Here is a 10,568-nt window from a genome sequence, read left to right as displayed (position 1 = left end):
GGCCCCGCCCCCTGCCCCGACTGCGCGGCGACCGAGGGCGCGCGGCCCGCCGGGGCGGTGGTCACGATGTTCACCCGCTGAAAGCCCAGCGCGCGAAGGCGGCGTTCGGCCTCGGCCCGCGCCGGTTCCAGCTCGCGCGCGAAGATCGCGTCGGGCGCCTCGAGCACGAAGCGCACCTCGTCCCCGGTCACGGTCAGGGCGCGCACCAGATCCGCCTCGACGAGGCTGCGCCCGCCGGGGGCCGCAATCTGCGCCAGTTCCTGCATCACATCCGCCTGCGTCGCCATCGCCGCCACCTTCCGTTCCGAACCATGCTGACCCTGATATAGGGCAGCGGCGATTCGACGGCCACCCACCGGCGGGCCATTGCTGCCACGCAGAAAAAATCGCCTGAGTCCCATTTGGACGTTGCGTCAAATGCATGACACACGGGAACCGTGCTTGGTCCTTGGGCAAAATCAAGCGAATGTTAGCGCTGCGAGGTCAGAATCCGGCGCAAGCCATGCATTCACCGCATGGCAGTTAGCCCAAAATGTACGTTGTGCAGTCGCAGCATCACCGCCATCTTGAGCCTACGAAACGACCCCGACCTCCTCCCCGGTGTCGCTTCGGAACGCAGCCGGACCCCTCCTCCTCCCTGGGTTCGTGTTGTCGGCGGCGACCCCTCTCCTCCTCCCCGGGGTCGCCGCTTCCTTCCCGCCGGATCAGCGCGGGACGACATTCGCGGCGGCCTCGCCCGTCGCACCGGAAGACGCGGTCCACCTCCTCCCCGGACCGGCGTTGTGCGGCGGCGCCCCTCCTCCTCCCTGGGCGCCGCCGCTTTTCTTTTGGCACCCCTCGCACTAGGCACGGCGGCATGTTGTCCTATCAGCACGCCTTCCACGCCGGGAACCTGGCCGACGTCCACAAGCATGCGCTGCTGGCGACGGCGCTGGCGCGGCTGACCGACAAGCCGAAACCGCTGAGCTACCTGGAAACCCATGCCGGGCGCGGCCTCTACGACATCGCCTCGGCCGAGGCGCGGCGGACGGGCGAGGCGCAAGCCGGCATCGCCCGCGCGCTGGCCGAGGGCTGGCTGCCCGCGGCGCATCCGCTGCGCGCCGCACTGCAGGCGGTGCGCGCGCGGCACGGGCCCGGCGCCTATCCCGGATCGCCGCTGATCGCGGGGCATTTCATGCGCCCCGGCGATGCCGCGCGCCTGGCCGAACTGCACCCGGCGGAATACGCGGCGCTGGCCACCAACGCCCCCTGGGCCGACCTGCGGCACGAGGACGGGTTCGCGATGGCCAACGCCCTGCTGCCGCCGACGCCGCGGCGGGGGCTGCTGCTGATCGACCCCAGCTACGAGGTCAAGGCGGACTACGACCGCCTTCCCGGCTGGGTGGACCGCATGGCGCGCAAGTGGAACGTCGGCATGATCGCGCTGTGGTATCCGATCCTGGCCGACGCCCGCCACGCCGCGATGGCCGACGCGCTGGCGGCGGCGCATCCCGAGGCGCTGCGGTCCGAGGTCGGCTTTCCCCCGGCGCGTCCCGGTCACGGCATGGTCGGGTCGGGGATGTTCGTCATCAACCCACCCTATGGGCTGGCCGACGAGGCGGCGCGGCTGGCCGCGATCTATTCGGGGCTGTAACGCAGGACGCCCCTGCGCCGCGACCGCCCCGAGTCCGAAGGATGGTTCTCGCCGTCCATCACCGGCAGTTCGGCAAAGTCGAAGGGCGAGCACCCGTCCAAACAGGCCACGCTGACCGCCAGCTGCCCCGGTGTTGATCGCCGCGCAGGATGGGTGTTGACGCCGCAGACCCGACAGAAGTGATGCGCGGCAACGCCGGTGTTGAAGCGGTATTCGCTGAGCGCATTAGCCCCCTGCAGCAGGTCGAACCCGCCCTCGGCGACGGTGACGGCGACGGTCCCCTTCATCCGGCAATATCTGCAGGTGCAGCGCCTGGCGGTGCGCAGCCCGTCGGCCAGACGGACCCGGAACCGCACCGCGCCGCACTGGCAGCCACCCCAGGCCTCGGCCAGATGGGCCTTGCCCTCGACCAGCCGCGGCAGCGGATCGGTCACCGGCGCACCGTGACGACGCGCAGTTCGCGGATCAGGCCGCGCAGGCGGGCGCGGGTTTCCGGCGGCTCTTCGGCGAGCGCCCCCAGCATGGCGCGCATGTCGCCGCGGGCGCCGTTCAGCTGGTCGATCAGCGACAGCACCAGTTCCAGCGCCTCGTCATGCAGCTCGAACGCGTCTTCCAGATCCAGCGCCAGTTGCAGCCGGGCGGCGTCGATCTCGCGGAAGCGGTCGCCCGAGTTGCTGTGGACCGGCCGCACGATGCCGGCGGCGATCAGTTCCGCCAGCCGCGCCTCGGTGAGGCCGGGGATCTGCCGCTGCAATTCGGCGCGGGTCATCGAGCCCGTGGTCGGGCCTGAGGTCAAGCCGCTCATCGTCCCCCCCTTTCCCGGTCGGCGCGCGGGTCATAGGCGTTCTTCGCGCGCCAGCCGCGGATGAACTCGGCCAGCTCGTCGTCCACGACCGGCGGCATCGCCACCCGCAGTTCCACGTAGTGATCGCCACGCCTGCCATCCGCGCCCTTCAGCCCGCGCCCGCGCAGCCGCAGCTTGCGCCCCGACGAGGCGCCCGCCGGCACCGTCAGCATCACCGGGCCGTCCAGTGTGTCGGCCTCGACCTTGGCGCCCAGCACCGCCTCGTCCAGCGAAATCGGCAGGGTGGTCACCACGTCGTCGCCGTCGCGGCGCCAGTCGGGATCGTCGGCAACGGTCACCGACAGCAGCGCGTCGCCCGCGGCCCCGTTGCCCATCCCGGCGCCGCCCTTGCCGCGCAGCCGGATGGTCTGGCCGTCGCGCGTGCCGGCGGGGATGGTCACGTCCAGCACGTTGCCGTCCGGCAGGGTGATGCGGGTGGTGCCGCCGCGGGCGGCGGTCAGGAAATCGACCTCGAGCGTATAGCGGTGGTCCTGCCCGCGCATGTCGAAGCTGCGCGCCCCGCCGCGGCCACCGGACTGCCAGCCTTGCCCGAACCCGCCGCGCCCGCCGGCCGCCCCGCCGTCCCCGAACAGGTCCGCGAACACGTCCGAGAAATCGCCGTAATTGGCCTCGCCGCGATAGGGGTTGCCCTGCGCTTCCGAGAAGTCGCGGTAATAGCGCCGCTGCGCGCGTTCCTGCCCCTGGGCGTCGATCTCGCCGCGGTCAAAGCGGGCGCGCTGGTCGGGGTCCTTGAGCAGGTCATAGGCGGCCGACGCCGCCTTGAAGCGGTCATGCGCGGCCTTGTCGTCGGTCAGGTCGGGATGATCCGCCTTGGCGATCTTGCGATAGGCCTTCTTCAGCTCGGCCTCGGTGGCCGTCCGGGATACGCCCAGCGCGGCATAGGGGTCGTCGGCCATCCTTGGTCCTCGTCTTTCTTGATCCTGCAACGCATCCCGCGCCGGCGGGGTTTCGCGCCCCGGTTTCCCTGCCGCGTCGGGCGCCGCATGGCAAGCGCGGCGGCACGGCGGGGCCGGATTTTCGCTTGACGCCCGTAGGCGCGAGCCCTAAATCCCCCGCACCCGAACGGGCATGTCGGGGCGGAGTAGCTCAGTTGGTTAGAGCAGCGGAATCATAATCCGCGTGTCGGGGGTTCAAGTCCCTCCTCCGCTACCATCGACCCCCCCGACGCCGTGCGACGGCGGCGCCGGTGTGCCCCCTTCCCAGACGCAGCCTTGGCGGGGCCCGGACCCGGTCAGCCTGCCGCCCGCCTCAGCCCTGCGGCCCGGCCGTGGCGTAGGCGGCGACGAAGGAGTCGGCGACGTGGCGGCAATGTGCGCCCGCGTCCAGCGGGTTGCAGGCCTCGCCGCCCAGCTGGCGCTGGTGCAGGGCCGCGATCATGATCGGCGAGATCAGCGCCAGCGCGGCCATCCGCGTGTCGGTGGCGCGCATCTCGCCCCGGGCGACATGGCAGTCCAGGCGCTCGGCTAGGGCGTCCACGAACGGGTCCAGCATGGTGCCCAGGAAGGTCGGTCCCAGCGCCCGCGCGCTGAGCGATTCGATCAGCCCCATCGCCAGCAGCCCCGAAATGCGCGGGTCGTGCAGCGCCCCCGTGGCGCGCTCGGCCGCCCGCTGGACCGAGGCGGGAAAGTCGCCCTCGGGGATCGGGGTGCCCTCGATCTGGTCGACGGTCCCGGCAGCGATGCGATGCAGGACGGCGGCGACGATGGCATTGCGGGGGCCGAAGTAATGGCTCAGCGTCGAGACGCTGCACCCTGCCGCCGCCGCCAGTTCCCGCAGCGTCGGCCACCCGCCGTGCCGGTCGCACAGCCGGTCGGTCATCCGGTCCAGCAATTCGGCCTGGCGCGCGTGGTAGCCGGCGTTCCGGCTGCCCTGCGGTCTCACGACGCAGCCGCCGCGGCGACGCCGGGACGGCGCTGCCGGTCGGCACCGATAGCCCGGCGCGCGAGAATGCTGCTGTCCGAACGACGCACCGGTCGTTCCTTTCGTGTTTTCCGGCAATCCGAATGGCCCGTATAGCCCAGCGCCGCTCGGCCGCCAACCTGCGCGGCCTTTCACGAAATGAACCCGCGGCGCGTTGCCGGGTTGAGCCGTGATCGGCGCCGTCGCGGGTGACCACCGAATCGCGATTGTGGCGGCGCAACAGAAGGTTGAGAAGTAACATATAACAAATGTTACATAGTATTGCCGTGCCCTCACGCGCGGGATAGAGGGGAAAGAATGAACATCGGCGGCGTTCCCGGCCATTGGGCTGACCGGGCATCGCCTCTGCCGCATGCTACGGAAATCTTACGCGGCTGGATATCCATGTCGGAAGGCGATTGGACTTGGGCAAGATCGTTGCAATCTCGGATTTCTGTTCGGCCGCGCCGCCGGGGCCGCGCGATACGGCCCTGCCGGCCTGGCCGCGCCGTGAGTCCGGGCGGCCCGACGCCCCCATCGCCGTCACCGGAGGCTACCTCGAGCGCCTGCCGCTGGCCGCAGTCGCCGCCGGCCTCGCCGAGAGCGCCGAGATCTGGAGCTTTGCCGGCCTCGACGGCCAGTGCGACAGCGATCGCGGCCTGTGGGACGGGACGCCCGATCCCGACCGGCCCGGCCTGACCCGGCGGGTGTTCCGCGCCGACGCCCATCCCGCGCCCTACGGATCGGCCGACATGGTGGCGCATCTCGACGCCTGCGGCGTGCCCGACATCCTCTGCGTCTGGGGGCTGGGCGTGGACGCCGCGATCCTCGACGCCTGTTCCGGCGCGATCCGCATCTACAACTCGATCGACGCCCCCGCGCTGCGCATCCCTGATGCCGAGGCGGCGCGCTTCGACCTGTTCCTGACCGGCGCCGACTGGCAGTCCGACGAGATCCGCGCCCGCGTCCCCGGCGCCCGCACGCTGGTGCTGCCGATCGGGCCCGAGTTCGCCTCGGGCGAGACGTTCTTTCCGACCGGCGCGCCCAAGGACCGCGACGTGGTCTACGTGGCCTGCACCCAGCCCTACAAGCGCCACCAGGTGCTGTTCGACGCGCTCGAGGCGAACCCGGGCATGACCGCCCTGCTGGTCGTCGGCTACGGCCACCTGACCGAGGAGCTGCGCACCGACGCCGCCCGCCGCGGGCTGGATGTCGAGATCGTCGGCCCGGTCCCTCATGACGAGGTCAACCGCCAGATCAACCGCGCCCGCGTCGGCGTTGTCTGCGGGATCGACGACGGGGCCCCGGCGATCCTGACCGAATACATGCTGGCCGGCCTGCCGGTGCTGGCCAATGCCGGCCTTGTCTGCGGGCGCCAGTACATCACCCCCGACACCGGCCTGACCGCTGCCGAAGGCGCCGACTTCGCGGCCGCCCTGCGCCGGCTGGTCGATACCGCCGACCAGTTTGAACCCCGCCCGGTCGCGCTGGCGCGCTGGGGCTGGCCCGTCTCGATCGCCCGGCTGGGCGCCGAGATCCAGGCGATCCGCCGCGCGCGGCATGGAAAGGACGCAGCATGAACGACGCCCGCCCGCTCGAGGACAGCCCGTGCCTGGACGATGCGCTTCCGGTCGGACCGGCCTTCGGGCAAGGCGATACGGGCGAGCCGCCGCTGATCTGCTTTTCGCATCTGCGATGGGATTTCGTCCTGCAGCGCCCGCAGCACCTGATCGGCCGCTTTGCCGACACAAGGCGGGTGATCTTCTGGGAAGAGGCGATTCCCACCGGCCACCATCTGCCCTATCTGGAATTCCACGCCTTCGCCGGCACCACGGTCCAGTCCGTCCGCCCCCGCGTCCCCGACCGCTGGTCGCCCGAGGAACAGGAGCGTGCCCTGTCGGCCCTGCTGGACCAGATGCTGGGCCTGACCGGCATCGAAAAGCCGGTGATGTGGTTCTACACCCCGATGATGTGGCCGATCGCCCGGCACGTCGAGGCCGCGGCGGTGGTCTATGACTGCATGGACGAGCTGTCCGCCTTCCGCTTTGCCCCGCCCGAGCTGGTCGCGCGCGAGGCCGAGTTGATGGAGGCCGCCGACGTCGTCTTCACCGGCGGCTGGTCGATCTGGGAGGCCAAGCGCGCCCGCCACGACAACATCCACGCCTTCCCGTCCTCGGTCGACGCGGCGCATTTCGCGCAGGCCCGCGGGGCGCTGGCCGATCCGCCCGAACAGGCGCGGCTGCCGCGGCCGCGGCTGGGCTATTACGGGGTGATCGACGAACGGCTGGACCTCGGGCTGATCGCCGCGGTCGCGGCGGCGCGGCCGGACTGGCAGATCGTGATGGTCGGGCCGGTGGTCAAGATCGCGTCCGAGGACCTGCCCAGGGCCCCGAACCTGCACTGGATGGGGCAACGCGACTATGCCGACCTGCCGGCCTGGCTCTCGGGCTGGGACGTGGCGCTGATGCCGTTTGCGATCAACGAGGCCACGCGCTTCATCAGCCCGACCAAGACGCCGGAATACCTCGCCGGCGGCCGGCCGGTCGTGTCTACCCCGGTGCGCGACGTGGTGCGCCATTACGGCGACCTGGCCGCGGTGCGGATCGCGGGCGACGCGGCGAGCTTCGTGGCCGCCTGCGCCGAGGCGCTGGCCGACGCGGCCGCGCCGGCGCGCTGGCGCGACGCAGCGGACCGGATGCTCGCCACGCAAAGCTGGGACGCGACCTTCCGGCACATGAACCGGCTGGTGACCGAGGCCGCCGACCGCCGCCGCCGCGGCCCGGCCGGCGGCGACCGCTTCCCCGCCCCCGGCATCCGCCGCGGTGCGCGCGGCTATGACGTGACCATCTGCGGCGCGGGCTTTGCCGGGGCGGTGCTGGCGGAACGGCTGGCCGAGAGCTCGGGCCAGCGGGTGCTGGTCGTGGACAAGCGCGACCACATCGCCGGCAACGCCTATGACCATCTCGACGCCGCGGGCGTTCTGGTCCACCGCTATGGCCCGCATATCTTCCACACCAACAGCGACGACGTGGTCAGCTATCTGTCCCGGTTCACCCGCTGGCGCCCCTACGAACATCGGGTGCTGGCGCAGGTCGGCGACGCCCGGCTGCCGATGCCGATCAACCGCACCACGCTTAATGCGCTCTATGGCCTCAACCTGTCCTCGGATGCCGAGGCAGAGGCCTTCCTCGCCACCCTGGCCGAGCCGGTGGCCGAGATCCGGAACAGCCGCGACGTGGTGGTGAACGCGGTCGGCACGCGGCTCTATGAGACGTTCTTCCAGGGCTATACCCGCAAGCAATGGGGGCTGGACCCCAGCCAGCTTGACAAGTCAGTGACCTCGCGGGTGCCGACCCGGACCAGCACCGACGACCGCTATTTCACCGACAGCTTCCAGGCGATGCCGCTGGACGGCTACACCCGGATGTTCGAGCGGATGCTGGACCACCCGCTGATCGACCTTGCGCTGGGGCAGGATTTCCATGATCTGCCCGCCGCCGACCGCGGCCCGCTGACCGTCTATACCGGCCCGATCGACGCCTATTTCGGCCACCGCTTCGGCCCGCTGCCCTATCGCAGCCTGCAGTTCCGGCACGAGACCCACGACAAGCGCCGCTTCCAGGAGGTCGCGGTGGTGAACTATCCGGCCGAGGACGTGCCGTGGACGCGGATCACCGAATACAAGCACCTGACCGGGCAGGTGCACCCGCGGACCTCGATCACCTACGAGATCCCCTCGGCCGAGGGCGAGCCCTACTACCCGATCCCGCGGCCCGAGAACCAGGTGCTGTTCAAGCGCTACGAGGCGCTGGCCGATGCCGAGCGCAACGTGGTCTTCGCCGGCCGGCTGGGCAGCTATCGCTATTACAACATGGACCAGGTCGTCGGGCAGGCGCTGGCGATCCACCGCCGGCTGGACGCGCGGCTGCCCGGCCTGGCGGCGACGCTCGCCGGAGAGTGAGTGCGCCGATGATCGCGCCTGCCTTTGTCGTGCTGGCGACCGACAGCCCCGATCCCTCGGGCGTCGGGCGGCACATGCTGACCCTCGCCGCGGCGCTGGCCGGGCGGCCGGGCCTGTCGGTGCGGCTGGCGTTTCCCGACCACGACGCAGGCGCGCGGCTGGCCGCCGAGGCCGTCGCCGCCGGGCTGGCCGCGGTAGCGGTGCCCGAGGACGGCTGGCTGGCGGCGCTGGCCGGGGCCGATCTGGTCCACGTCCATGCCGGCATCGGGTGGGAGGGGCATGATCTCGTCACCACCGCCCGCGCGGCCGGGGCGGCGGTGGTGCGCACCGAGCATCTGCCGTGGCTCATCACCTGCCCCGACCAGCGCGAGGCCTATGCGGGCATGGTGGCGCAGGTCGATGCCGTCATCACCGTCAGCCGCGCCGCCGCGCATGGCTGGAGGGCGGCGCTGGCCGGGATGCCGGGGCCGCGGCTGCCGATGGCCTGCATCCCGAACGGCATCGCCGCCGCGGACCTGCCGCGCCTTGCCTCGGACGCGCCGACGCTGCTCTGCGTGGCGCGCTTCACGCCGCAGAAGAACCACAGGCTGCTGATCTCGGCCCTCGCCCGGCTGCGCCGCACCCACCCCGGCGCCCGCCTGCAACTGGTGGGCACGGGTCCGGGCGAGGCCGCGATCCGCGCCCGCGTGGCCCGGCTGGGGCTGGGGGGTGTCGATTTCCTCGGCCCCCGCGACGACGTACCGGCGCTGATGGCCGCGGCGGACCTGCTGGTCCTGCCCTCGGATTTCGAGGGCCTGCCGCTGGTCGTGCTGGAAGCGATGGCCGCCCGCCTGCCGGTGGTCGCCACCCGCATCGGCGGGGTGGTCGAGGCGCTGGGGCCGGACCATCCCTGGCTGGTGCCGCCGGGCGACGCCCGCGCGCTGGCAGCGGCGCTGGCGGCGGCGCTGGACGACCCGGCCGCGCGCGCCGCCACCGCCGCCACCCAGCGCGCCCGCTATGACGATTTCTACACCGCAACCCGCATGGGCGAGGATACCGCCCGGCTTTATGCCGCCGTGCTGCGCGGCAGACCAAGGAACGACAACATGACGACACGGCTGGGCTTCATCGGCGCGGGCGGCATCGCCCACCGCCATTTCGGCGTGCTGGAACAGATGGAGGACGTCCGCATCGTCGCCGTCGCCGACCCCGACCAGTCTCGCGCCGCCGAGGCCGCCGCCCGCTTCGGCGCCCAGGCGTTTGCCGATCACGCCGCGATGCTGGACGCGGTCGAGTTGGACGCTGTCTATATCTGCGTGCCGCCCTTTGCCCACGGTGACGCCGAACGCGCCTGCATCGCCCGCGGCCTGCCGTTCTTCGTCGAAAAGCCCCTGTCGCTGGACCTGTCGCTCGCCGAAGAGATCGCGGCCGAGGTCGAACGCGCCGGCCTCATCACCGCGGTCGGTTATCACTGGCGCTATCTGGACACCGTGGACGAGGCCCGCGCCGTGCTGGCCCAGAACCCGGCGCAGCTGATGACCGGCTTCTGGCTGGACCAGACCCCGCCGCCGGAATGGTGGTGGCGCGAGGATGCCTCGGGCGGGCAGGTGGTCGAACAGGCCACCCACATCATCGACCTCGCGCGGTTCCTTGCCGGCGACGTGACCGAGGTGTTCGGCCTGTCCTCGCACCGCGACCGCGGCGATTTCCCCGGCCTGACCGTGCCGACCGCGACCACCGCGACGCTGCGCTTTGCCGGCGGCGCCATCGCCAACCTCGCCGCCACCTGCCTGCTGCGCTGGAACCACCGCGTCGGCCTGCATGTCTTTGCCGACGCGCTGGCGATGGAGATCACCGACCACGACATCATGATCGACGTCGGCCGCGGCCGCCCGGTGCGCCACGCCGAGGGCGATCCGGTCTGGCGCGAGGACCGCGACTTCATCGAGGCCGTGCAGGGCAGGGAAAACCGCATCCGCTGCCCCTATGCCGAGGCGCTGGAAACCCACCGCGTGGCGCTCGCCGTGTCGCAATCGGCTGGTGCCGGCGCCCTCGTGAAGATGGAGGTGCTGCGGTCCAACCCGCAGCCCATCTTTCGTCAAGCCTCTGCGTAAGGCCCCGACCCTGCCCCACCAGCACCGCCGCATCCGCAGCCTCGGGATCGAACGCCCGGGCGAGCCGTTCTTCTTCGCCTATGACGAAGGCCCGGCCGGCGACGGGCAGGTCCGGCT

General features: G+C 71.5%; 9 protein-coding genes and 1 tRNA gene. 5 read left to right on the top strand and 5 right to left on the bottom strand.

Annotation, left to right across the window (positions count from 1 at the left end):
• A partial coding sequence (locus tag IC63_RS10975; RefSeq protein WP_036720235.1) for an iron-sulfur cluster assembly protein occupies positions 1-287 on the bottom strand: 287 nt, incomplete at its 3' end.
• Positions 288-856: 569 nt separating this feature from the next.
• On the opposite strand from IC63_RS10975, the gene rlmJ reads away from it, so the two are divergent.
• Positions 857-1,633: a 23S rRNA (adenine(2030)-N(6))-methyltransferase RlmJ gene (gene rlmJ / locus IC63_RS10970; protein WP_036720233.1), complete on the top strand. Its 777-nt coding sequence runs from the start codon at positions 857-859 to the stop codon at positions 1,631-1,633.
• Here the strand turns inward: rlmJ and IC63_RS10965 are convergent.
• Genes IC63_RS10965 through IC63_RS10955 form a run of 3 tightly spaced genes read right to left on the bottom strand, consistent with a single transcriptional unit; the run spans position 1,618 to position 3,394 of the window.
• A complete protein-coding gene (locus tag IC63_RS10965) occupies positions 1,618-2,067 on the bottom strand; it encodes a GFA family protein (RefSeq protein ID WP_232222590.1) in 450 nt (149 codons plus the stop codon). The genes rlmJ and IC63_RS10965 overlap by 16 nt on opposite strands.
• Entirely contained in the window at positions 2,064-2,438 is a 375-nt protein-coding gene (locus IC63_RS10960) for a hypothetical protein (protein WP_232222589.1), read from the bottom strand. The genes IC63_RS10965 and IC63_RS10960 overlap by 4 nt, the downstream gene beginning before the upstream one ends.
• Positions 2,435-3,394 (bottom strand): DnaJ C-terminal domain-containing protein, encoded by a 960-nt coding sequence (locus tag IC63_RS10955; protein WP_036720231.1) that lies wholly within the window; start codon positions 3,392-3,394, stop codon positions 2,435-2,437. Before IC63_RS10955 ends, IC63_RS10960 begins: the two co-directional genes overlap by 4 nt.
• Before the next feature lie 179 nt (positions 3,395-3,573).
• On the opposite strand from IC63_RS10955, the gene IC63_RS10950 reads away from it, so the two are divergent.
• Positions 3,574-3,650 (top strand) — tRNA-Met (locus IC63_RS10950).
• Between the two features lie 96 nt (positions 3,651-3,746).
• On the opposite strand, the gene IC63_RS10945 is transcribed toward IC63_RS10950, so the two are convergent.
• On the bottom strand, positions 3,747-4,379 hold the full coding sequence (locus tag IC63_RS10945; RefSeq protein WP_052042123.1) for a TetR/AcrR family transcriptional regulator: 633 nt from the start codon (positions 4,377-4,379) through the stop codon (positions 3,747-3,749).
• Positions 4,380-4,822: 443 nt separating this feature from the next.
• Here IC63_RS10945 and IC63_RS10940 point away from each other — a divergent pair, with 443 nt between their 5' ends.
• Genes IC63_RS10940 through IC63_RS18485 form a run of 3 tightly spaced genes read left to right on the top strand, consistent with a single transcriptional unit; the run spans position 4,823 to position 10,451 of the window.
• Positions 4,823-5,977 (top strand): glycosyltransferase, encoded by a 1,155-nt coding sequence (locus IC63_RS10940; RefSeq protein ID WP_198026303.1) that lies wholly within the window; start codon positions 4,823-4,825, stop codon positions 5,975-5,977.
• Entirely contained in the window at positions 5,974-8,358 is a 2,385-nt protein-coding gene (gene glf, locus IC63_RS10935) for a UDP-galactopyranose mutase (RefSeq protein WP_084115764.1), read from the top strand. The genes IC63_RS10940 and glf overlap by 4 nt, the downstream gene beginning before the upstream one ends.
• An 8-nt stretch (positions 8,359-8,366) precedes the next feature.
• Complete coding sequence (locus IC63_RS18485) at positions 8,367-10,451, top strand: glycosyltransferase (RefSeq protein WP_198026302.1); 2,085 nt, start codon at positions 8,367-8,369, stop codon at positions 10,449-10,451.
• Positions 10,452-10,568 lie beyond the last annotated feature (117 nt).

Origin of the sequence: Paracoccus sphaerophysae (genome assembly GCF_000763805.1) — a bacterium.
Classification (GTDB): Bacteria; Pseudomonadota; Alphaproteobacteria; order Rhodobacterales; family Rhodobacteraceae; genus Paracoccus; species Paracoccus sphaerophysae.
Note: the sequence above shows the minus strand (reverse complement) of the source record. Positions and strands in the feature narration are given on the sequence as shown.

Coding starts and splice junctions, on each gene's coding strand:
- rlmJ (WP_036720233.1), top strand. CDS start 857: ATGTTGTCCTATCAGCACGCCTTCCACGCCGGGAACCTGGCCGACGTC.
- IC63_RS10960 (WP_232222589.1), bottom strand. CDS start 2,438: ATGAGCGGCTTGACCTCAGGCCCGACCACGGGCTCGATGACCCGCGCC.
- IC63_RS10955 (WP_036720231.1), bottom strand. CDS start 3,394: ATGGCCGACGACCCCTATGCCGCGCTGGGCGTATCCCGGACGGCCACC.
- glf (WP_084115764.1), top strand. CDS start 5,974: ATGAACGACGCCCGCCCGCTCGAGGACAGCCCGTGCCTGGACGATGCG.
- IC63_RS18485 (WP_198026302.1), top strand. CDS start 8,367: ATGATCGCGCCTGCCTTTGTCGTGCTGGCGACCGACAGCCCCGATCCC.